General features: G+C 69.2%; 27 protein-coding genes. 17 read left to right on the top strand and 10 right to left on the bottom strand.

Features of this window, described 5'->3' with window-relative positions:
- Positions 1–18: 18 nt before the first annotated feature.
- Entirely contained in the window at positions 19–474 is a 456-nt protein-coding gene (locus ACFYYJ_RS07640) for an RpiB/LacA/LacB family sugar-phosphate isomerase (RefSeq protein ID WP_385124920.1), read from the bottom strand.
- 376 nt (positions 475–850) lie between these two features.
- Here ACFYYJ_RS07640 and ACFYYJ_RS07645 point away from each other — a divergent pair, with 376 nt between their 5' ends.
- The 4 genes from ACFYYJ_RS07645 to ACFYYJ_RS07660 all read left to right on the top strand — a co-directional run bounded on the left by ACFYYJ_RS07645 (position 851) and on the right by ACFYYJ_RS07660 (position 2,947).
- Positions 851–1,135 (top strand): DUF6400 family protein, encoded by a 285-nt coding sequence (locus tag ACFYYJ_RS07645; protein WP_385124921.1) that lies wholly within the window; start codon positions 851–853, stop codon positions 1,133–1,135.
- Positions 1,122–1,385 (top strand): hypothetical protein, encoded by a 264-nt coding sequence (locus ACFYYJ_RS07650; protein WP_385359841.1) that lies wholly within the window; start codon positions 1,122–1,124, stop codon positions 1,383–1,385. Before ACFYYJ_RS07645 ends, ACFYYJ_RS07650 begins: the two co-directional genes overlap by 14 nt.
- 106 nt (positions 1,386–1,491) lie before the next feature.
- The gene (locus ACFYYJ_RS07655; RefSeq protein ID WP_389129585.1) at positions 1,492–2,289 is read left to right on the top strand and encodes a hypothetical protein; all 798 of its coding nucleotides are present in this window, start codon (positions 1,492–1,494) and stop codon (positions 2,287–2,289) included.
- Positions 2,290–2,458: 169 nt separating this feature from the next.
- On the top strand, positions 2,459–2,947 hold the full coding sequence (locus ACFYYJ_RS07660; RefSeq protein WP_385124924.1) for an NUDIX hydrolase: 489 nt from the start codon (positions 2,459–2,461) through the stop codon (positions 2,945–2,947).
- A gap of 111 nt (positions 2,948–3,058) precedes the next feature.
- Here the strand turns inward: ACFYYJ_RS07660 and ACFYYJ_RS07665 are convergent, their stop codons facing one another.
- From ACFYYJ_RS07665 to ACFYYJ_RS07675, 3 genes are all read right to left on the bottom strand, one after another.
- On the bottom strand, positions 3,059–3,523 hold the full coding sequence (locus tag ACFYYJ_RS07665) for a DUF2199 domain-containing protein (protein ID WP_385359954.1): 465 nt from the start codon (positions 3,521–3,523) through the stop codon (positions 3,059–3,061).
- Between the two features lie 90 nt (positions 3,524–3,613).
- Positions 3,614–3,958 carry a SpoIIE family protein phosphatase gene (locus ACFYYJ_RS07670; protein ID WP_389129589.1) on the bottom strand — a complete coding sequence of 115 codons (345 nt, stop codon included), beginning with the start codon at positions 3,956–3,958 and terminating at the stop codon, positions 3,614–3,616.
- A 140-nt stretch (positions 3,959–4,098) separates the two neighbouring features.
- Positions 4,099–4,917 (bottom strand): leucine-rich repeat domain-containing protein, encoded by an 819-nt coding sequence (locus ACFYYJ_RS07675; RefSeq protein ID WP_389129592.1) that lies wholly within the window; start codon positions 4,915–4,917, stop codon positions 4,099–4,101.
- Positions 4,918–5,050: 133 nt separating this feature from the next.
- Here ACFYYJ_RS07675 and ACFYYJ_RS07680 point away from each other — a divergent pair, with 133 nt between their 5' ends.
- Positions 5,051–5,824 (top strand): class I SAM-dependent methyltransferase, encoded by a 774-nt coding sequence (locus ACFYYJ_RS07680; protein ID WP_389129594.1) that lies wholly within the window; start codon positions 5,051–5,053, stop codon positions 5,822–5,824.
- 223 nt (positions 5,825–6,047) lie between these two features.
- Entirely contained in the window at positions 6,048–6,281 is a 234-nt protein-coding gene (locus ACFYYJ_RS07685; protein ID WP_385124928.1) for a hypothetical protein, read from the top strand.
- A gap of 100 nt (positions 6,282–6,381) precedes the next feature.
- Here ACFYYJ_RS07685 and ACFYYJ_RS07690 read toward each other — a convergent pair whose 3' ends face one another.
- Positions 6,382–7,017 (bottom strand): TetR/AcrR family transcriptional regulator, encoded by a 636-nt coding sequence (locus tag ACFYYJ_RS07690; protein WP_385124929.1) that lies wholly within the window; start codon positions 7,015–7,017, stop codon positions 6,382–6,384.
- Between the two features lie 87 nt (positions 7,018–7,104).
- On the opposite strand from ACFYYJ_RS07690, the gene ACFYYJ_RS07695 reads away from it, so the two are divergent.
- Positions 7,105–8,646 carry an FAD-dependent monooxygenase gene (locus ACFYYJ_RS07695; protein ID WP_389129599.1) on the top strand — a complete coding sequence of 514 codons (1,542 nt, stop codon included), beginning with the start codon at positions 7,105–7,107 and terminating at the stop codon, positions 8,644–8,646.
- On the opposite strand, the gene ACFYYJ_RS07700 is transcribed toward ACFYYJ_RS07695, so the two are convergent.
- Positions 8,629–9,498 carry a hypothetical protein gene (locus ACFYYJ_RS07700; protein WP_389129601.1) on the bottom strand — a complete coding sequence of 290 codons (870 nt, stop codon included), beginning with the start codon at positions 9,496–9,498 and terminating at the stop codon, positions 8,629–8,631. The two genes, ACFYYJ_RS07695 and ACFYYJ_RS07700, sit on opposite strands and share 18 nt — an antisense overlap.
- A gap of 190 nt (positions 9,499–9,688) precedes the next feature.
- Here ACFYYJ_RS07700 and ACFYYJ_RS07705 point away from each other — a divergent pair, with 190 nt between their 5' ends.
- The 3 genes from ACFYYJ_RS07705 (at position 9,689) to ACFYYJ_RS07715 (ending at position 11,269) form a co-directional block, all read left to right on the top strand.
- The gene (locus ACFYYJ_RS07705; RefSeq protein WP_389129603.1) at positions 9,689–9,967 is read left to right on the top strand and encodes a DUF6959 family protein; all 279 of its coding nucleotides are present in this window, start codon (positions 9,689–9,691) and stop codon (positions 9,965–9,967) included.
- Between the two features lie 96 nt (positions 9,968–10,063).
- Complete coding sequence (locus tag ACFYYJ_RS07710) at positions 10,064–10,462, top strand: hypothetical protein (protein ID WP_385359861.1); 399 nt, start codon at positions 10,064–10,066, stop codon at positions 10,460–10,462.
- A gap of 435 nt (positions 10,463–10,897) precedes the next feature.
- Positions 10,898–11,269: a VOC family protein gene (locus tag ACFYYJ_RS07715; protein WP_389129606.1), complete on the top strand. Its 372-nt coding sequence runs from the start codon at positions 10,898–10,900 to the stop codon at positions 11,267–11,269.
- Positions 11,270–11,309: 40 nt separating this feature from the next.
- Here the strand turns inward: ACFYYJ_RS07715 and ACFYYJ_RS07720 are convergent, their stop codons facing one another.
- Positions 11,310–11,834, bottom strand: coding sequence for a VOC family protein (locus ACFYYJ_RS07720; protein WP_389129608.1), 525 nt, complete (start codon positions 11,832–11,834; stop codon positions 11,310–11,312).
- 287 nt (positions 11,835–12,121) lie between these two features.
- On the opposite strand from ACFYYJ_RS07720, the gene ACFYYJ_RS07725 reads away from it, so the two are divergent.
- The 5 genes from ACFYYJ_RS07725 to ACFYYJ_RS07745 all read left to right on the top strand — a co-directional run bounded on the left by ACFYYJ_RS07725 (position 12,122) and on the right by ACFYYJ_RS07745 (position 15,143).
- On the top strand, positions 12,122–12,940 hold the full coding sequence (locus tag ACFYYJ_RS07725) for a maleylpyruvate isomerase family mycothiol-dependent enzyme (protein WP_389129611.1): 819 nt from the start codon (positions 12,122–12,124) through the stop codon (positions 12,938–12,940).
- Positions 12,941–13,033: 93 nt separating this feature from the next.
- Entirely contained in the window at positions 13,034–13,198 is a 165-nt protein-coding gene (locus tag ACFYYJ_RS07730) for a hypothetical protein (RefSeq protein WP_389129614.1), read from the top strand.
- Between the two features lie 16 nt (positions 13,199–13,214).
- Positions 13,215–13,415, top strand: a complete 201-nt coding sequence (locus ACFYYJ_RS07735) for a phosphodiester glycosidase family protein (RefSeq protein WP_389129617.1) — start codon at positions 13,215–13,217, stop codon at positions 13,413–13,415.
- An 87-nt stretch (positions 13,416–13,502) separates the two neighbouring features.
- On the top strand, positions 13,503–14,318 hold the full coding sequence (locus tag ACFYYJ_RS07740) for a hypothetical protein (protein ID WP_389129619.1): 816 nt from the start codon (positions 13,503–13,505) through the stop codon (positions 14,316–14,318).
- An 81-nt stretch (positions 14,319–14,399) separates the two neighbouring features.
- On the top strand, positions 14,400–15,143 hold the full coding sequence (locus tag ACFYYJ_RS07745; protein WP_389129621.1) for a leucine-rich repeat domain-containing protein: 744 nt from the start codon (positions 14,400–14,402) through the stop codon (positions 15,141–15,143).
- A gap of 81 nt (positions 15,144–15,224) precedes the next feature.
- Here the strand turns inward: ACFYYJ_RS07745 and ACFYYJ_RS07750 are convergent, their stop codons facing one another.
- From ACFYYJ_RS07750 to ACFYYJ_RS07760, 3 genes are all read right to left on the bottom strand, one after another.
- Positions 15,225–15,692: an HIT family protein gene (locus ACFYYJ_RS07750; RefSeq protein ID WP_389129623.1), complete on the bottom strand. Its 468-nt coding sequence runs from the start codon at positions 15,690–15,692 to the stop codon at positions 15,225–15,227.
- 52 nt (positions 15,693–15,744) lie between these two features.
- Positions 15,745–16,131: a hypothetical protein gene (locus ACFYYJ_RS07755; RefSeq protein ID WP_389129626.1), complete on the bottom strand. Its 387-nt coding sequence runs from the start codon at positions 16,129–16,131 to the stop codon at positions 15,745–15,747.
- 368 nt (positions 16,132–16,499) lie between these two features.
- Entirely contained in the window at positions 16,500–17,078 is a 579-nt protein-coding gene (locus ACFYYJ_RS07760) for a hypothetical protein (protein WP_385124950.1), read from the bottom strand.
- A gap of 306 nt (positions 17,079–17,384) precedes the next feature.
- Here ACFYYJ_RS07760 and ACFYYJ_RS07765 point away from each other — a divergent pair, with 306 nt between their 5' ends.
- Both ACFYYJ_RS07765 and ACFYYJ_RS07770 read left to right on the top strand, forming a co-directional pair.
- On the top strand, positions 17,385–18,002 hold the full coding sequence (locus ACFYYJ_RS07765) for an SMI1/KNR4 family protein (protein WP_389129629.1): 618 nt from the start codon (positions 17,385–17,387) through the stop codon (positions 18,000–18,002).
- Between the two features lie 230 nt (positions 18,003–18,232).
- Entirely contained in the window at positions 18,233–18,811 is a 579-nt protein-coding gene (locus ACFYYJ_RS07770) for an O-methyltransferase (protein ID WP_389129632.1), read from the top strand.
- Positions 18,812–18,839 lie beyond the last annotated feature (28 nt).

Raw genomic sequence — 18,839 nt, forward strand, 5'->3', positions numbered from 1 at the left:
CGGCATGACCGCCCTGTTTCAGGCCGTGGTCGTGGGGTCGCCGAGCTGTTCGAGGCGCGCCACGTTCTGCCGGTCCTCGGGGTCCGTGCTCGCCCCGGCGGCGAACCAGGCGTCGAGGATCTCCTCCAGCAGAGGTTCCGATGTCAGGCGCAGGCTGAGCGCGAGCACGTTGGCGTCGTTCCAGCGGCGCGCACCGTCGGCCGTGTAGGCGTCCGTACACAGGGCCGCGCGTACGCCGGGCACCTTGTTCGCGGCGATCGACGCGCCCGTGCCGGTCCAGCAGCACACGACGGCCTGGTCGGCGTTACCGGCGGCCACCTCGCGGGCCGCCGCCTGCGAGCAGGCGGCCCACTGTGGGTCGTCGCCGGGGCGCAGCGCCCCGTACGCCACCACATGGTGTCCGCGGTCGCGCAGTTGCCGGAGGAGGGCGCGCGCCACCGGTTCGTCCATGTCCGAGGAAACGCAGATCCGCATGCCCCGAGCCTACTGAGGTTCTCCGGTCGTCGTCGGGCCGTTACGGTTCGGCTCCTCGCGGTACGCCGGCCGCACGCGTGCTCCGAACGGTGGGGGCGGGGCCTGGCCGCGGGGCGATGGAGCCATCCGTGGTCCGTGACGCAGAGGGCCGACCGCCCAACGTCCCGCCTCCGTCACCGAGTGATTACGGTGGGGCACGAGGGCCTCCTCGGACCGGTGCGGATTTCGAAGTGCCCACCGGGCCGGAGGCCCCCTCGCAATTCAGGGACCGGGCCCGTGCGTCCCCAATGTCCCGGGACGACACACCAGGCCCTGATCTGTGACTCCGCACACCCTCCCTTGACCAGAGAAACAAGGGTTACCTAACTTCGACTGCATGGCCCCCCACGACCCCATCCCTTCCCCGGACGAGCCCGACGCCTCCGACGCGTCCGCGCTGGTCGACTTCGAGGTGGACCTCACCGCGCAGGAAGTGCTCCGGCGCGCCCAGGTCATGGAAGCCCTCGGCCCGGACTGGAACCCGGTCGAGGTGCTGCTCGGCGAGGAGGCCGCGTACGACCTGCTGTACTCCGGACTCGACGCGGAGCAGCAGCGCCTCTACGACGACCTGGTCGCGGCCGGTGTACTGCCCGCGAGGGGAGACGGCCGTGCTGCCGCTTGATCCTCAGGCCGACCCCGGGCGCCGCGCCTGGGTGGCCTGCCCGAAGTGCGACGACGCCCAGGGGTGCGAGCCCTGCGGGCAGCGGCGGACCTGCTCCACGCACTGGCGCTACCTGCTCACCAACACGGGGAGCCTGCTCCACCTCCAGTGCCCCGCGTGCACCCACGTCTGGGTCCACGAGAGCGGATTCGGCGCCACCCGCTCCGTGTGGGACCGCGTGGTCGGCACGCTGCCGCGCTTCTCGGCGTAACCGCATCGTTCCTCCTCCCCGGACGCCTCAGCCGGAGACCATCCGTATCGGTCCGGAACAAGGCACCCCCGGGGCGTTGTCAGCGGAGTGCGCTTTTCTGTCCTTCATGGAGATCACGCACTCGACGCTCAACGACCTGCTGGCCCGGCTCGCCGAACCAAGCGGGATCCTGTACCTGTCCCTCGACGTCGACCCGCATTCCCTCGTCGAGAAGTTGGCCGACCGTCACGGGGCGCCGCGCACCCTGGTGCTGGACGGCGTCACCGATCCGAGCGTGGACGAGGCAGGTGGCGGGGCTCTCCTCGGCCTTCTCGGGGGACGCGGCGAGACGATACTGGCGTGGGCCCATGGGGAGCGGTGGATCGGGGCAGGGACCGCTGAGGACGCGCAAGGGGACGTCCTCCCGGTGCTGGCGACCGCGCCGCGACGGGTACGGATCCCGCCTCCAGGGGTGACCGGCCGGGCCGAAGACTGGGTCGAGCGGCTCATCGACATCACCGGCTGGACCCTGCCCCCGCAGCGGCCGGACATCGACTGGGGGCCGATCGAGGAACGGGTGGGGACGCGTCTTCCGGGCGACTACAAACGCATGGTGGAGACGTTCGGGAAAGGTGCCTTCGACGCGTACCTCGACCTGAACCAGGAGCCCTGGACCGACCTCAAGGACGACGGCCTGCTCATCTGGGCGGGCACCGAGCACGAGGACCTGTACTGCTGGCAGATCGACGACGGGGACCCCGACCGTTGGTCCGTCACGGTGCAGACGTTCGACGGCGGGATCGTCCCCTTCGACTGCCCGACCGCGGAGTTCGTCTGCCACATCCTCCTCGAACCGGACCACCCGTTCACGATGGCCCGCTACTTCGACACCCACTGGTTCATGAACTATCGAGTGAACCCGTGAACCCGTGAACCCGTGAACCCGTGACCCGTGAACCAAGTCCTTGGGTCCGAAGCGGGTCGGCGGGGTCTCCTTCCGTGCCGTCTCTGTTCTGCGATCGTTGGACGACCGCCCGAACTGTTCCTCACCAAGGCGGGCCTGCGGCCCGCCGACCACTGAAGAGGAGGCGCGAGTGGGTGACTGGATTCCCCGCGAGGAGTGGGTGAAGACGCAGCCCCAGGCGCTCGTGGCATCGTGCGTCATGCTGCTGGACGACCAGGACCGGATGCTTCTACTCCGGTACGGCCCCGGCCAGGAGGCGGCCAGCCGGACGTGGTGGCTGCCGGGCGGCATGGTCGATGACGGAGAGAACCCGTGGCCGGCGGCCCGCCGGGAGATGCACGAGGAGACGGGCATCCGGCTGGGCTCGGAGCCCTGCCTCATCGGCATCGACCACAGGGTCGACGTCCTCGGCACCGGCCCCGTCGTGGACTACTTCTTCGCCGCACGGCGGCCCGCCGGCCGGCAGATCCGGCTCAGCGCCGAACACGACCGGCATGCCTTCCACGCCCCAGACGACCTTCCGGATCGTCTCGCCGCGCACCGAAGGACGCTCACCGCGCTTCATGCCGCCGCCCTGGCCGGCCGCGCCGTGTACCTGCAGGAGGGGATGCCCGTATGAGCCGTATCCGTACCGCCGCGACCGGCCTGGTGGGCGTGACGGCCACGTCCTGCTCGTCGGAGGCAACTGACCTCAGCCGGATACGTGGCCGCCGCCCCGCCGTGGCCGGCCTCAGCGCTGCTCGCCGTCGCCGGCGTGCAGTACGGCCGCGGCGATCTCCCGTACGCGCTCCAAGGTGATCCCCGTGCGCTGTTCGACGGCGAGAGGGTGGTCGGTGGGCTCCAGCTCGACGTAGGGACGCTCACCGACCGGGCGCGTGTGGACGTGCGTCTTCAGGTTGAGCGTCGTGGTCGGGTACACCGTCAGGTCGGTGGTGAGCCAGCCGAAGTAGGGGTTCTCGGCCTCACGACCGGGCCGGTCCCAAAGGTCTGCGGCCCGGGAAAAGTTCTCGCGACTGAGCGAGACCCAGACACCCCAGGAGAACACCTCGTCGCTGCCGATGACCGGTATCTCGATCAGGCCCTTGACGAAGTAGTGCTCCCCTCGCACCACGCACTGCTCCGAAGAGAGCACGCAGTCGTCGGCGTCGGCGAAGGCCGGATCCCACACGGCCGGTGCCTCGGCGGTGTAGTTCATAGGGAGCTCGGAGTGGTGGGTGCCGCAGCACCGACAGGTGAAGCCGTTTTCGCTGGTCATGAGGCCGGAGCCTAACGACACGCCCTGACATCACGACGAGAGGCTCCGCTTTTCGTCGGCAGTCCGCTGGTGAGTCAGGGAGGCAGTCGGCGACGGCAGGCCCCGTCGGATGTGCCGGTGATGTGTCAGACGGCTCCCCTGGGGAGCGATCGCGAGCATCGCGACATCGTCGTGGAGATTGCGGGTGTGGCGGGGAGGTCGGTGTTGAGGAAGTCGATGACGTCGGCGGGTCCCGGACCGGGATGGTCCGCGAAGTGGTGGCGCAGTCGGCTCACGAGGGGGGTAGACGACACCGTCGGGGCTGCGGGCCTCCACCAGTCCGTCCGTGACCAGCAGCAGGACGTCGCCCCGGGTGAACCGGTGGCGCCACGTCACCGGCGGGCCGGTCTCGGCCAGGCCGCCCGGGCCCAGCGGCAGCGCCGGCGGGCCGGTCAGGGGCCCGTACCTCGCCTCGCGAGATCACGGTCGCCCAGGTTGGCCACGCCAGACTCACGGGGTTCTTCCGAACCTCCTCTCTATTGGCGAGGCCACCTGCCGGCAGGCGGCCGGCTGACACCCTCCCCGCCGGTGTGAGGTACCTGCACGTAGCCTTCGGGCGGCGTGGGCAGGGCATCGATGCAGGCTGTCGAACAGGCGTTGACCAGCAAGGGCAGCACGTCGGCGCCCGACGTCTTCAGGGAGATCCAGACCTGGTGGAGGTCCGCACCGTGGATGTGCCGGTCGCAGACGCTGCACGTGCGGATCGCCGTGGCACCCCACACGCCGGGGTCGAGGTCCTCGAAGTCGATCCCTTGCCTCCCGGTCGCCGCGGCCGACAGCGGCGGAAACGGCGGCCGCCGCTTGTAGTTGCCGTAGAGGGCACGGGTGCTCACCGTGCTGTCCCGCAGGTTGGGGCACCGGGTGATCTCGTACGGGAACCAGTGCAAGCGGTAGGAGGTGTACGGGGTGAACTCCTCGAGGCTCTTCATCGCGCCGATCTCAGGCGGGATGCGCACGAGGTTGGAGGCGTACAGCACGAGGTGTTTCACCGATATGAGTTTGGCGATCGTCGGCGGGAGGGTGATGACCTGGCGCCGTTCTTCCGCTGTGAGCTCCACCAGCGGCTTGAAGACTTCCCGGCCGTCGGCCGCCGCCTCCTCGACCAGTTCGAGAAGGCGGATCCACCCCGGTGCGGTGGTGTCCTGACGCTCCGGGTGGAAGCCGGTCGGCAGCTGTGTCCTGCTGCTGCCCTGTTCGATGCACCTGCAGAAATCGCGAGGTGAAGCCTGGTCGCCGGACCCCACGGCGTCAGCCCAACGGTTCGAGTACACCTGCGGATTCAGTTCCTCACTCATCGGCTCACATTAGACGTCACCGGCGGGGAGTCGTAAGGGCGATGCGGGGCATCACACTTCACCGTGTTGGCGCCCTCGCACAGTGAAACGGTGGACCCACGTAGAGAAGAATCCGGCACGGTAGCCTCACGCCATGCCTGAGACATCACTGGCGGACTTCTATGACGATCTGGCCGACGACTACCACCTGATCTACTCAGACTGGGAAGCGAGCATCCGTCGGCAGGGGGACGCCCTGGACGCACTGATCGGCCAGGATCGCGCCGCGGTGCTCGACTGCTCCTGCGGCATCGGCACCCAGGCCATCGGCCTGGCGCGGCACGGGCACCGTGTCACCGGGACCGACATCAGCCCCCGCGCCGCCGCCCGCGCAGCGCGGGAGGCCGCCCACCGGAGCCTCGGCCTGCGCACGGCCGCCGCCGACATGCGGCGCCTCCCGTTCGCCGATGGCCGGTTCGACGTCGTCGTCTGCGCCGACAACTCGCTGCCCCACCTGCTGACGGAGCAGGACGTGAGAGCCGCCCTGGCCGAGATGCTCCGCGTCCTGCGCCCAGGCGGGCAGCTGCTGGTCAGTACGCGGCCCTACGACGAGTTGCTGCGCGATCGCCCGGCTTCGACGCCTCCACAAGTCCACGCGGCCGACGAAGGCGGCGGGGGAGAGCGGACCGTCACCTTCCAACTCTGGCACTGGCACGACGACGGCGAGCGCTACGACTTGGAGCACTTCCAACTCCTTCCGGATGCCGGAGATTGGCGCGTCCAGGTCCGCCGGGCCACCTACTGGGCACTCGGCCGGGACCGACTGTCCGGCCTCGCGGCCGAGGCCGGGTTCGTCGACCCCGAGTGGCGGATGCCGCAGGAGACGGGCTTCTTCCAACCGCTGCTCGTGGCCCGAGCCGGCAAATAGCGGGCGTTATCGCCCGGTGCGCGTGCCGGCGGCCGACGGTCGGCCCGAGCACCGTCACCCGAAACGGGCCGCCGAAGCGGACCGCCGAAGCACACGGCCGAACCGAACCGCCCGAGCATGCGCGGACCAGCCGGGCGCGGTGGCTTTCCGGGACTGGTCCCCGGGCCTCGGCAGTGGCGATACCGTGGTGACACACGTTCAGTTCCGCACCCTGGAGGCCTCGATGAGCGAACAGCCGGCCCCCTCCGCCGCCCGCCGACTGCCGCTGGAGGCCGCGGCTGTCGACGGCCTGCGCGCGTTCGCGGCCAAGACCCGGGCCGACGCGGACCAATTCGCCGCGGTCCTGGAAGACATCGCCACCAACGGCCTGCCCGCGGTTGAGGACTGCGTGCCGTGGGAGGAGCTTCGCGAGGCCCACGTGGCCCGTCTGGCCGCCCAGCGCCCTGCCGTCGCCTGATGCCCGCGTCGGACCGCGCACAGTCGTGACGCACCCCGCCACCGCCGCCGCGCGGCCCCATCGACCGCTCTGACGTCCCTCTTTGCGACGCCTGCGGCTGCTAGGCGGGCAAGGCGTCGGCCAAGCCGACGCCCAGCAACCGGAAGGCCCGGTCGGCGGCGGCGACGGCCTCGGGGTACACGTCGTCGGCCGGGCGGCCCGCCTGCATCTGGGCGCTGTTGCGGTCGGCGAGGACGCGCAGCACCGTGACGATCTGCACTGCGGCGAGCCGCGCGGTGAGCTCGTCGGCGCCGGCCTCCTCCAGCGCCTCGGCGAGGCGCGCGATACTGCGCCCCGCGTACCCGAGCAGCCGCTCGCTGAGGCTCGCCGTCGTGCTGAGCAGCCGGGCGAAGGCGACGGCGTCGGGGTCGGAGGTGAGTCCGGTGACGGGGTCGCGCCGGGCCAGGGCGTCGAGCTCGTGAGCGTGCAGGGCGGCCAGGGGACTCGTACCGGCCGGGCGGGCGCGGACCACGCGGGCGGATTCGTCCTCGTGGTCCGCGAACACGTGCAGGACCAGGTCTTCCTTGGTCGGGAAGTACGTGAACAGCGTGCGCTTCGAGACCTCGGCCTCCTCCGCGATCTCCACGATCGACACGTCGTCGAAGCCGCGGCTCAGGAACAGGCGCAACGCCGCCTCGAAGATCGTCTGCCGGGTGCGCTGCTTCTTGCGTTCCCGCAGTCCAAGTTGCTCAGCCATGCGCCCACGATAGCAATCCGACACCCAGGAGAAACTTGCACCTGGTATAGTTTTCTCCCAGGTGAAGGAATCTTCCTGGGAGGCTCCATGAACACGCAGGTCACCGGTGTCATCGTCGTAGGGGCGGGCGGCGCCGGACTCACGCTCGCCACCGAGCTCGCCCTCGCCGGCGTCCCCGCCGTCGTGCTGGACCGACTGCCCGGCCGCAACCTCCAGTCCCGCGCCGGGGCGATCCAGCCTCGAACCGCCGAGATGCTCGCGCTGCGCGGCCTGCTGGACGACGCCCTCGGACGGTCGATCGACTACCAGCTCGTCGGCGGCCACTTCGCGGGACTGCCGGTCCCGCTGGACTACACGGCGTGGGACACCCGCTACCCGCACCCCGTCCTGCTCCCGCAGGACCAGCTGGAGGCCGTGCTCGAGGACCGGCTGACCAAGCTCGGCGGCGAGGTGCTCAGGGAGCACCGGCTGACCGGTCTCGACCAGGACGCCGACGGCGTCACGATCACCGTGACCACACCGGACGGCGACCGGTCGCTGCGGGGCCGCCATCTCGTCGCGTGCGACGGTGCCCACAGCAGCGTGCGCAAGCTCATCGGAGCCGCTTTCCCCGGCCAGGCCGCCACCATCCGCATGGGCACCGCCGACCTGCTGCTCACCGGCGACATCGACGACGGCCCCGGCGGACACATCAGCTCGCGGATCCGCACCTCGCCCGAGGGCCACTTCGCCATGATCACCCCCCTGGCGGAGGGCCTGCACAAGCTCATCTTCAGTGGCCCGCGAACCATGACGGCCGAGCGCGATGCCCCCGTGACCCCGGAGGAGGTCCGCGAGGTGCTGCGTGCCACCCACGGCGGGGCGCTCGACGTCGCGGAGATCCGCTACTCCTCCCGGTTCAGCAACGCCAGCAGGCAGCTGGAGCACTACCGCCACGGCCATGTGTTCTTCGCCGGGGACTCCGCCCACATCCACTCCCCGGCCGGCGGCCAGGGGCTCAACCTCGGTGTGCAGGACGCGTTCAACCTCGGCTGGAAGCTCGCCGCCGTCCTGCGGGGCGAGGCGGGCGAGGAGTTGTTGGACACCTATCAGACCGAGCGGCACCCCGTCGCCGCACGGGTGCTCGCACTCACCCGGGCCCAGGGTGTGGTCATGGGGCCGGAACGCGACGGAGGTCTGGCCGAGCTGCGCGACGTGCTGACCGACCTGCTCCGCCTGCCCGACGCCAACCGGTACATGGCCGGAGTGATGTCCGGGCTCGACCTCCGCCTCCCGTCTCCCGACGCCGAGGCCCATCCCCTGCTGGGTCTGCGGATGCCGGACCTCGACCTGGTCGTCGACGGGGGCGAACGGGTCACGTTCGGCGACCTGATGCGCACCGGACGCGGCGTCCTGCTCACCCTCTCCGACGCCCCTCTCGCCGCCGCGGCCCCGTGGAGCGACCGCGTCATCCAAGTCCGGGCCCGAGCGGAATCCGGTACGTCCGCCGCCGAGGCCGTACTCGTCCGCCCGGACGGATACGTCTGCTGGGCCGGAGGCACCGGTCTCACCGAGACACTCACCCGTTGGTTCGGCCCGGCCGCCTTCGTGGGCGAGGGGCCGGTGGGGGAGTCAGGGCAGGAGGCATGAAGACTGCCGCCAGGTGCCGTCCCGTACGTCGAGCGCCACCGTCAGGTCGGCCCGCTGCGGAAACGGCACGTTCAACCGCCATGGTCGCGGCAGGGCCGCCAGCCTGATCGTCACCAGGTCCTCGGTGAGCGTGTCCAGGGCTCCGATCCAGTGAGGTGCCGTGGCCATCAGCCGCTCGGGCAGCCATCGCCCGGGCTCGGGCACGCATGAGGCGGGCTCACCGGTGAGGGCTGCGACGGCAGAGCCCGCCATCAGCGCCAGCAGACGGGCCAGGACGGCGGCCGGCAGGCCGGAATCCCGGGTTTCCAACAGCACGTAGCAGTCATCGTGTCCGGAGAACCAGAGCCGGGAGGAGTCTCCCAGGCGCCCCAGAATCACCTCGTCGGCACCCGCCGTACCGAGCGCGAGGGCAAGTGCGTCCAGCTCTTCCGGGGCCACGTCGATGGGCAGGTCGATCAGCGTCAACTCGTACGGAGACCACGTGTCGTCAAGAAAACGGGGCAGCTGATCGCCGTCCATCACCAGGATCTCCTCGGCGAGCCCGTGAGTGCCCGATGCCCAGGGCCCGAGTGGGTGGACCGTACACGGCACACCGAGCTCACCCGCGATCAGCGAAGGTCGCAGCGAATGCCAGTTCTCGTCCAAGTAGGAGTTGGTCTCCAGCGACACCACCGCGACGGGGCCGGAAGCCGCAGCCATGAGCAGGTCGGCCAACTCGCACGCCCGAGCCGCGCTGGCGGTCACCGTCCACACCCCCTGCGCCTGCTGGACGCTGAAACTCAACGGGAACGGCCGACGCTCCACGCCGACACTGTTCACGCTGAAAGCACCTTCCAGCCCGACCTTGATCAACGCCTCACCTCTCACAACCCGCCGACACCCCATCAGCGCTCCCACCCATCATCACTGTTCGGCGAGACAGCCCTGCACCCCGTCCACGGACCTCCGTCGAGCCCCCGACTCGGCGCGCTACCGGGTTCTGACCGTTCTCCCGAGATGGCTACGCCTGGAGTTGGCGGCAGGACTGAGGTTGGATGATCGGATGGAACACATCGAGGTCGAGCTGCTCACAGACCCGGGTAGCGACGCGGTGGTCCGCCTGCCCCCGCGTAACTTTCCGGGTGTACTGATCCAGGGAGACTCCCTGTCGATCCTCCGCGCGGACGTCGCCGAAATCGTGGAAGCCTGCGACCAGGGCGACCTAGGTGAAGCCCGCGAAGCGGCGGCCATCCTCCTGTCCAATCTGGACGAGTTGCCGGCCCGCTACACAGAAGCTTTGAAGGCGCACGACATCCCCGTCCCCTTCTACCAGGCTCCCTGACCGCCCAGTTGTAGCCTCTCGCACCTGCGGCACGCGCTGATCGCGGGGGAGAGGCTCACCTGCCGCCCCACCCTTCGGTGCACACCAGGAGCAAGCATGTCGATCGAACTCGACTTCCCGGAATTTCCCTACGAGGATCCCCCTGGCTGGATCACGTGCCGACAGAAGCCCTGGAACGGCGTTCTCGTCAGGGTGGACCAGCAGTCGTTCAAGGCCGGTGACAAGGTCACCTTCGACGTCGTGGTCTGCAGCGACGCCGGCGGTCAGACTCCGGTCGCGGAGATCCAGGGAGTCGTGAGCATCAACACTGACACTGCCTCGGTCGACTACACGATCCCCTGGGCCGGTGTCCTGGACGCGGTCACCGAGGGCTCCATCCTCGTTTGGTACACCCTCACCCCCGCCAACGGTGGCGAGCCCTCGACCTCGGAGGCCGCCATCGTCGACTACTCCCGTCATCAGCACGGAGGCACCGTCTGCGGCCCGGATACATGAGCAACCACCGGTCGGCTGACTTGGGGATGCCGAACAGCGAGGCAAGTCGGCGCAGGGTCAAGTTGGTCCGCCGGTACACGGCGACCAGAAGCCCCCGGTCTTCGGGCAGCGGCGACCAAGGCCGGCCTCGGCCGCGTTCTTCCGGGCGAGCCGGACCGAACAACGCTGCCGCGGTGACCAGGGCATTCACCTCCAGCCGGTCGACCACACGCTGCCACGCCTGTCCCACACCCTCCACGGCCATTCCGTCCCCCCCCCCCCCCCCCGCCCGTCTCACTGGTCAGGGCCAGAATGTGGGTCCCGTGGACCCCGGCAGCCGGCGATCGAAGTCGCAGGGCCGGCGATCGAACGCGCTGCTGTGCACCTGAGCTGTGTGTGCCAAGGGGGACGGCCACTCGGTGGCGTCCGGAGTGGAAGTGAGGCAGGCTCGCGTGCATGGTTTCGATAGTGCAGAACGTTGCGATTGACTGTACGGATGCTTATGAACTGGCACATTTCTGGAGCAAGGTGACCGGTCGTCCGTTGCATCCGGAGGACAAGCCTGGCGCCCGGGAGACTCAGGTGCTGCTGGCGGAAGGACCAGTGCTGTACTTCAACCAGGTGCCCGAGCCCAAGACGACCAAGAACCGGATCCACCTGTGTTTGCGCCCTGAGACATCGCGTGAGCAGGAGGTGGAACGGCTGCTCGGCCTCGGTGCCACCTTCGTCACCGATCACCGGAATTCTGATGGCACGGGCTGGGCAGTGCTCGCAGACCCTGAAGGCAACGAATTCTGTGTGCTTCGCAGCGAGTCCGACCGAGCCTAGACCGGTTCCTGACGCCCGTGCACCGTCCTGGCCGGGGTGGTCAGCGGGTCGGGTGTTGTGGGGTGCTGGCCACTCCCGTTTCCCGTCCGCTGAGTTCGGCGTCGAGGGTTTCCTGGGCGATGCGCATCGCGTCCGCGTACTTCGGCTGGGAGAGTCGTTGCCAGGCCTGGTCGGGTGCGACGTCCTCGGCTCGGCTCATGACCCACCAGATGTTGCCGAACGGGTCCCGTACCCGGCCTCCACGGTCGCCCCACGCGCTGTCGGTGATCCCGGTGACGACGGTTGCCCCGTGTGCGACGGCGGCGGCCATGGCGGTGTCGGCGTCGGGGACGTACACGCGCAGCAGCGCGGGCATTGCGGGCCAGTCGGGCCGGCGGTCGAAGGCCAGGACGACCGTGTCGCCGACGCGGATCTCGCCGTGCCCGATGGTGCCGTCCGCCACGGGCACCCGGGCGAGCTCCTCGCCCTCGAACGCGGCCGTGATGAAGTCGAGCAGCGCGCCGGTGTCGTCGGTGACGACCCACGGTGCGACGCTGGTGTAGCCCTCGGGCGCGGTGTGCTTCATGGCCATGTCCTCACTGCCGACTCCGGGTGACGTGACGACATTACGACCGAACCAGGTCAGATCTTGTCCTAGTTCCTTCCAGCCGTGTCGATCCACGGGTCCGTCGCGCGTCCACACACGATGCGCGGCGGCCCACCAACGGCCCGCGGCCCGCGTTCCGGTCCGTGCGGCGGGGGTGGTGAAGGAGACGGGCGGCGCCCGCCCGGCCGGCTGCTGTCACGGGGTGATGGCGTTCGCCCGTGGCGCAAGCCGGTACGCACCGCCCCGTACCGGGCAGGGTGGACCGTATGGATCACCTCACCAGGCTCGGCGTTTTCCGGACTGAGGCGGAGGCCTTCGACAAGGCCGTACGGCGGGCGGCCGACGGCGGCCGCGAAGCCCCGCCGGTGCCTTCCTGCCCCGGCTGGTCGGTCGCCGACCTCGTCGGTCACCTCGGCAGCGTCCAGCGCTACCTCACGCACATCCTCCGCGAGCGGCACACGGAGCCACCGGACCCCACGGACCTCGCTCTCTACGCACTGCCCGAGGACCCGGCGGTACGGGCTGCCTGGCCCCGGCACGACCAGACACCGCACCGGGGCCCCGTGCCCGAGGAACTCCTCGACTGGTCGACCGCCGCCGCTCGGCAACTGGCGCAGGTGCTGAGCGAGCTCGGACCGGACGTACCGGTGTGGACTTGGTCGGCGGAGCGGACCAGTGGTTTCTGGCTGCGCATGCAGACCATCGAACAGGCAGTCCACCGCTGGGACGCGGAATCCGCCGCCGGCGACCCGGCCCCCTTCGACCCCGCCTTCGCCACGGACGCGGTCGCCCAGACCTTCGAGGTCATGGTCCCGGCCCGGCGCGGCTGGAAGCCCGCGCCGGCGGGGACGGGGGAGCGCTACCGCTTCCGCCGCACGGACGGCCCCGAATCCTGGACGCTGGAGTTCGACGGCGCCGGGGTACGGCTGGAGCCAGACGGCGCCGGTCCGGTGAGCGTCGAGGCCGCGGGTACCGCTTCAGACCTGACGCTGTTCCTCTGGCAACGGCTCCCCGCCACCGGGTTGGACGTCACCGGTGACAGCGCACTCCTCAAGCACTGGTTCACCCTCGTCCCACCGGCTTGAAGCCGGCCGGGTTGCCAGTCGGGATGGGGGGCACGACAGCCGGACCTGAAGTCGTACGAGGAATTCCTGGCCGTGTTCGGCCGCCCTGACCGAATGCGCGAAAACGAGACGTACGGCGACCTCATGAGCTACGAGACCTACTACTGGGGCGCTCAGAAGCATGTGACGTGGGACGTCTGGGAAGACCGGGTGAGCTTCATCAACCTGGGCGACTTCGAGGGGAACAGCGGTCCCGAAGCGCACGACCGTCGACAGTGATTGCCGAACGCCGCCGGTGCCGCCGCTCGGCGCCGTCCACGAAGCGGCGGCCGTGATGAAGTGGCTCGGTGCGGCGGACGCCCTGAGCCTCGGGTCAGGGGGTGACACCACCCTGCTGATCAAGGGTTCCCTCTACAACCGCCCCATGGACACCTGGCAGAGCCCCACTCCGGTCGAACACGAGGTCGGCAACGCGATCGTGGTCGTCCCGCGATGACGATCGTGCTCCCGACCATCCTGAACAGCGACGGGTTTGCAACTGAATCCGACCCGGCGCGGTCGGGGTTTTGCGATGCTGGCCCCCATGTCGGAATCGGGGCCGGATGTCCGGTCGAACTCGCCCGCACGACGGGCCAAGCGGCTCATAGCCGTCATCATCTCGTTAGCCGCGGTGGCGGCCGCAGTCGTCCATGTCGTCAAGCCGGAGCTGAAGATCGACGGCGTCACGCTGGCACTCGCCGCGATCGCGGTGGTGCCGTGGCTCGGCGATCTCTTCGAGAGCATCGAGCTCCCCGGCGGGACCAAACTCCAGTACCGCCAACTGGAGGAGCGCGTCGAGGCGGCCGAACAACGTACCGACGAGGTCCGCCAGGCGGTGGGGGACGCCGCCCGCCAGGCCAGGGTGGCCCTGGTGACGTCAGGCGGGATACGCGAAGCCGGGAGCTCGGCGGATGCCGAGGTGCGCGAGCTCGTGCACCAGTACACGGAGCTGCGCCGCATTCAGCCCTCCGGCAGTGCACGGACCCTCCTCCAGGAACGGATCTTCGCCGAACTCGTCAGGGTCACTCCGTACGTGGACGACTTCGACGTCAGCGCGGCGCTCTCCTCGGGCGACGGAGGCACACGGCTGACCGCCTACGCGCGCTTGCACGCCCGACCTGAACCCGGCCGCCTTGGGGAGCTGGTGGCGGCGGCCGTCGAGGAGGGGCTTCCCTTCAACCAGTACTGGGCGTTCCGGGCCGTCGGCACCGTCGTCGACGAACTCGGCGCGGACAACGTATCGCTGGGAACGGTCCGTTCGCTGCGCACGGGCCTCGCACGCATTCCGTCGGACACCGACCGGGCCATGGCGCTCCTCGGAGTCCTCGCGAGACTCGAGGACGCGGGACGGCGTCGGTGAGCCGGTGAGCCGGTGAAATGGTCCGGCCTTCCTCGGAAGGAGGGACCCGGCGACTCCGCCGCAGTGGGTGGAGATGGGCGCATGACTGACGAAAGGGAGAACGCCGTGAGGCACGCACTGAACCTATGGCGTCAACAGCTCGGAGAAGTGCCCGACTCCGTCTGGCAGCAGACCGCACTTCGTGTGTTGATCCTCGCGGACAACGGGCTCAAGGTCCTCCCGTCGGACATCGGGCAGCTCCACCGGCTGACCACGCTGGACCTGGGCCACAACGCGCTGACGTCGCTGCCGGACGAACTCGGCAACCTGACGGAGCTCAGGGACTGCCTCTACCTGCACGACAACCAGCTGTCGTCGATTCCCGACTCCCTGGGAAGCCTGACCCTTTTGCGCTACCTCAACATCGGCGAGAACTCACTCACCGTCCTGCCTGAGGCCATCGGCGCCATGACCGGCCTCATCGAGCTCAGGGCACAACACAACCGGCTCACCACCGTGCCCGATGCCATCGGCGGACTCCGCAGCCTGCGTGAGCTGTGGCTCCGAGGGAACGCGATCGAGCGCCTTCCGTCGTCGACGGGCGAGCTGCTGGAACTGCGCCACCTGGACCTACGCGAGAACTCCCTGACCGACGTGCCGGAGCCGCTGGCCGGTCTCCCGCGACTTCGTCAGATCGACCTGCGGAGCAACCGCATCAGCCACCTGCCCGACTGGCTCGGCGAGATGCCATCGCTGGAGAAACTGGACCTCCGATGGAACGAGATCGATCGATCCCTACCGCTCCTCAGCCGGCTGGAGCGGCGAGGGTGCGTCGTATTGACGTGACCGGGACGACTCCCTCGATTCGCAGGCCCGACCGCCCGACCATTTCTCGGCTTCCGGCACACATTCCGATCCGTGTTCCGCCTACTGCGCGTTCGGACGCCCCCGCAGCTGAGCTCGGAGAGACCGGGCTACTTGGTCTGCTCCGTCAGCCGAGACCCGCTCCTGCTCGGGCCGCCGAAGCAGCTCGAAAACTCCCGGCCCACGATGCTCCGGTTGCAGATCTGCCATGCGCGGAACGATGTGGAAGTGCACGTGCGCGAAGCCTTCTGCCTCGGCGAACTGGACGACGTAGGTCTTGGTGCAACCGGTCACGCTTCGGAGAGCCCGGGAGAGCGTGACCTGCCACATCCCGAGGGCGGATGCCTCGGCATCGGTGAGTTCATGCACTGCGGCAACGTGGCGCCGAGGGAGCAGCACCAGCCAGCCGGGCACGGCGGTGTTGAAGGCGTGCGCCACCCGCCAGTGCTCGTCATGTGCCACGCACTCGCGTGGCGGAAGGTCGTCGAACCCGGCTTCCTGGCCGCACGCGTAGCAATCGGGAGTCGTCATGAACCAGATCGTAGGACTGTCCCGCTGCGCGAGAGGTGGAGCCCGGGTCGCGTCAGAGCTCGTCAGTGGCGCTGCCGTCCGGATGGCGACGGCTGAAGTACAAGCGCCGCTCTCCCGGTTCCTCCTGCTTCTCGGCCTCGTACCACGGGACGAGGCGAGCCCACGCCTCGGTCTGCTGGGTGACGTGGGTCTGCAGCCAGTCGGTGAACCGGGCGAAGCTCGGCTTCGGTACGTCGTCGGGACCACCGCCCTCGCAGTACGACCACACCTCGGGATCGGACCCGGCGCCGCGCAGGAAGTCGAACTGGTAGCCCTGGTGCATGAGGATGACCCGGTCCGAATCGGTCAGGACGAAGGGGACGTTGTTCTCCTCCAGCAGTTCTCGTGCCGCCTGCCCCAAGCCGATGACCGCCGGGTAGAAGACATCCGTGCCCTGCATGAAGTGCCCGGCACCTCCGCCCATCAGCGCCAGAAAGCAACGATAGGCATCCGCGAGAGGCGCGGACTGGTCGCACTCAACCCTGCCGATCTCATGCTCGGAAAGCCCCCAGACCTGTTCAGCGGCGGCTGTTGTGCCGTCGACCACCGGCGCGGCCAGCGCGCGAACCAGTTCCTCCGGCGAAGCTCCGCTCGGCGGTGCTCCGTCGAATTCCCGAGCCCCTCTCCGGACTGTCATGCCGCCTCCGAAACCACGCCGGCTGCTCCGGCTCACGCGACGAGAGACTATGCGCTCTCTGCTCGCCTTGTTGGAGCAGGCCCTGGACGTGCCGATGAACGTCTGGCTTCGGAGGCTGGGCCGACGGCGAGTTACTGGACCGCGCGGAGGCGTTCGACCTGCTTGGTGATGAGGTCGGTCGGGAAAGAGGCGGTTCCGCCCACATTGAGCGCCGAGAAGGTGGCGATGGTGTTGCCGGACCGTACGACGACGAACGTCTCGTTTCGGTCTCCGCCGCGCTCGGCACCCATGGCGATGGTCTCCGTGTAGCTGACTGCCTCGTCCCCGAAGGATGGAGGCGGCGCCGGTGCGACCGTGGTGGTGAACTTTCCGACCCAGCCCTCGCCGTCGTAGGTCCGGCAGGAGGCGAGAGACTGCCTGAGGTCCGCGAAGCGCTGCTTGGCCCTGCCGTCCTCATAGGAGGCGAGGGTCGAGCTGCCGGGCCAGATGTCGTCCTTCCAGTCGAAGGTCTGGAAGACGTGAGCGTGTGAACCCTTGCCATCGTGGACGTCACGGAGGGTTTGGCAGGCGGGGACCGAGACCGGGGGGAACGAAGACCCGCTGCCTTCCGGCATGGGTTCGCGCGCTTCGATGGAGCCGTCGCGTACCTGCGGAACTTCGCCGTCCTTGAAGGCGACAGCCTTCAACTGGGCCGGCGTCAGAGGCGCCACCGCGGTCTTGCTCGAAGGGACGGCAGACGGTGTCCCATTCCCATGCGAAGACGCCGAGGAGGGCGCAGTGCTGCAACCCGATGCTGTGAACAGGGCTGTGACGGCAGCTGTCGGCAGCAGCCATCGCGTACGGGCTTGCATGGATCTCCCGGGACTCGTGTGGACAAGAGATCGACGCTAGCGAGTGACGTGCCTGCTCACCAGCACTTTTCGATGAAGAATGCCAGCTGGAGACGTGCCCCGAGCACCATGCGGATTCGAGGGCCGTTCCGGGGGCGTCAGTGGCCAGTGTCAGGATGTCGTCCCATGACCCCATCGGTGAGTGAGTCGTGGACGAGGATCGAGAAGTGGTTGGCCGATCACGCGCCGGCGGCTCATGCCGCGCTGGCGCCGCCGGCGGATTCGGCGGACATCGCCGCGGTGGAACGTGTCATCGGCGGGCCGCTCCCGCGGGCGTTGGTGGCCTCGCTGCGGAGGCACGACGGTCTTCGAGGCCACGGGTTCACCCTGATACCAGGGTTCTACGCGCCGATGGGTGCACGGGGGATCGCAGACGAATGGCGGCGCCTCCAAGGCTTCTACGACGTGAGTACGGAGGAAGAGGACGATGCGGCGGACGACTTCATGAAGACCGGCTTCAGCTCCGCCCTGTACGGACACCCGCGGTTGATCCCCATCGCGCGGGACGGCACGGGAGGTCATCTTGTGCTGGACCACCGGCCCGAGCCCGACCGGGGACGTGTCCACGTCGTTGAACCCGTGGAGGGTCTCCTGCGCGTTCCTCACGAGAAGTGGAGCTCCCTGCCGGCGCTCATGGAGGCGATCGCCGGATCGCTCGAAACAGGTCGTCCCCTCAACGGCCACACGCCCGGGGTGAACGAGGAGCGGATGCTGCACTGGGACTTCGGCCCCGCTGCGCGTTGACCGACCGCCCCTGAGCAGGGCAGCTGCCGTCGGCAAGCGTGCCTCGGCGTCCATGTGCGGAGGGGCGGCCCCCGCCACCCGCTACCTGCCACCGCACTGTCCCTACCCGGGCCCGGCCTTCCGGCACCCCTGCACCCCGATGACCGAAGGAGACCGTCGAGCTGTCAGGAAGCCTCACGCATCGCGAAATGCCCTTGCCTGCAATGGCGCGGTCCTCACATCCTCTGCGGATGGACGACACACCGAGCCGCATCCCGACCGCCCTGCCCACGTTGCGTTCCAAGGCACGCGACGCGGGCTTCGTCATGTCCAGCGAAGACCGCACGGGAAGTCTTCTCGCAGCACTCGCCGCCGCTCGGCCCGGGGGCCGGTTCCTCGAACTCGGCACCGGTGCCGGAGAGGGCACCGCCTGGCTCCTCAGTGGCATGGACTCCGCTTCCCGCCTGACCACGGTCGAGCTCGACCCCGACGTCCAAGCCATCGCCGAGGAGGAGCTGGGTGACGACCCGCGGGTGACCTTCGTGTCCGGGGACGGCGGCGCATGGCTGGAGGAGTTCGACGGCGCTCCCTTCGACCTCGTCTTCGCGGACACCTGGCCGGGCAAGTTCACCCACCTCGAACGTGCCCTGGAACTCGTCGCTCCCGGCGGGACCTACCTGATCGACGACCTCTTCCCCCAGCCCGGCCGGCCGGAGGGCCACGACGCCTCCGTCAGACGCCTCCTGGCCGAGTTGGACGAGCGCGAGGACTTCCGATGCGTCCGCATGGCATGGGCGAGCGGACTGCTGATGGCGGTGCGCGCGGCCTGACCGGGAGTCGACCGAGTCGTACGGCTTC

The organism is Streptomyces sp. NPDC002467, assembly GCF_042889825.1.
In the GTDB taxonomy this organism is placed as follows: domain Bacteria; phylum Actinomycetota; class Actinomycetes; order Streptomycetales; family Streptomycetaceae; genus Streptomyces.

What these genes read in the sequence shown, in the direction of transcription:
- ACFYYJ_RS07680 (WP_389129594.1), top strand. Translation starts at nt 5,051, where the DNA reads ATGCCTGAGACATCACTGGCGGACTTCTATGACGATCTGGCCGACGAC.
- ACFYYJ_RS07675 (WP_389129592.1), bottom strand. Translation starts at nt 4,917, where the DNA reads ATGAGTGAGGAACTGAATCCGCAGGTGTACTCGAACCGTTGGGCTGAC.
- ACFYYJ_RS07695 (WP_389129599.1), top strand. Translation starts at nt 7,105, where the DNA reads ATGAACACGCAGGTCACCGGTGTCATCGTCGTAGGGGCGGGCGGCGCC.
- ACFYYJ_RS07745 (WP_389129621.1), top strand. Translation starts at nt 14,400, where the DNA reads ATGACTGACGAAAGGGAGAACGCCGTGAGGCACGCACTGAACCTATGG.
- ACFYYJ_RS07690 (WP_385124929.1), bottom strand. Translation starts at nt 7,017, where the DNA reads ATGGCTGAGCAACTTGGACTGCGGGAACGCAAGAAGCAGCGCACCCGG.
- ACFYYJ_RS07645 (WP_385124921.1), top strand. Translation starts at nt 851, where the DNA reads ATGGCCCCCCACGACCCCATCCCTTCCCCGGACGAGCCCGACGCCTCC.
- ACFYYJ_RS07710 (WP_385359861.1), top strand. Translation starts at nt 10,064, where the DNA reads ATGTCGATCGAACTCGACTTCCCGGAATTTCCCTACGAGGATCCCCCT.
- ACFYYJ_RS07685 (WP_385124928.1), top strand. Translation starts at nt 6,048, where the DNA reads ATGAGCGAACAGCCGGCCCCCTCCGCCGCCCGCCGACTGCCGCTGGAG.
- ACFYYJ_RS07715 (WP_389129606.1), top strand. Translation starts at nt 10,898, where the DNA reads ATGGTTTCGATAGTGCAGAACGTTGCGATTGACTGTACGGATGCTTAT.
- ACFYYJ_RS07770 (WP_389129632.1), top strand. Translation starts at nt 18,233, where the DNA reads ATGGACGACACACCGAGCCGCATCCCGACCGCCCTGCCCACGTTGCGT.
- ACFYYJ_RS07720 (WP_389129608.1), bottom strand. Translation starts at nt 11,834, where the DNA reads ATGAAGCACACCGCGCCCGAGGGCTACACCAGCGTCGCACCGTGGGTC.
- ACFYYJ_RS07730 (WP_389129614.1), top strand. Translation starts at nt 13,034, where the DNA reads ATGCGCGAAAACGAGACGTACGGCGACCTCATGAGCTACGAGACCTAC.
- ACFYYJ_RS07750 (WP_389129623.1), bottom strand. Translation starts at nt 15,692, where the DNA reads ATGACGACTCCCGATTGCTACGCGTGCGGCCAGGAAGCCGGGTTCGAC.
- ACFYYJ_RS07655 (WP_389129585.1), top strand. Translation starts at nt 1,492, where the DNA reads ATGGAGATCACGCACTCGACGCTCAACGACCTGCTGGCCCGGCTCGCC.
- ACFYYJ_RS07640 (WP_385124920.1), bottom strand. Translation starts at nt 474, where the DNA reads ATGCGGATCTGCGTTTCCTCGGACATGGACGAACCGGTGGCGCGCGCC.
- ACFYYJ_RS07665 (WP_385359954.1), bottom strand. Translation starts at nt 3,523, where the DNA reads ATGAACTACACCGCCGAGGCACCGGCCGTGTGGGATCCGGCCTTCGCC.
- ACFYYJ_RS07765 (WP_389129629.1), top strand. Translation starts at nt 17,385, where the DNA reads ATGACCCCATCGGTGAGTGAGTCGTGGACGAGGATCGAGAAGTGGTTG.
- ACFYYJ_RS07755 (WP_389129626.1), bottom strand. Translation starts at nt 16,131, where the DNA reads ATGCAGGGCACGGATGTCTTCTACCCGGCGGTCATCGGCTTGGGGCAG.
- ACFYYJ_RS07725 (WP_389129611.1), top strand. Translation starts at nt 12,122, where the DNA reads ATGGATCACCTCACCAGGCTCGGCGTTTTCCGGACTGAGGCGGAGGCC.
- ACFYYJ_RS07740 (WP_389129619.1), top strand. Translation starts at nt 13,503, where the DNA reads ATGTCGGAATCGGGGCCGGATGTCCGGTCGAACTCGCCCGCACGACGG.
- ACFYYJ_RS07705 (WP_389129603.1), top strand. Translation starts at nt 9,689, where the DNA reads ATGGAACACATCGAGGTCGAGCTGCTCACAGACCCGGGTAGCGACGCG.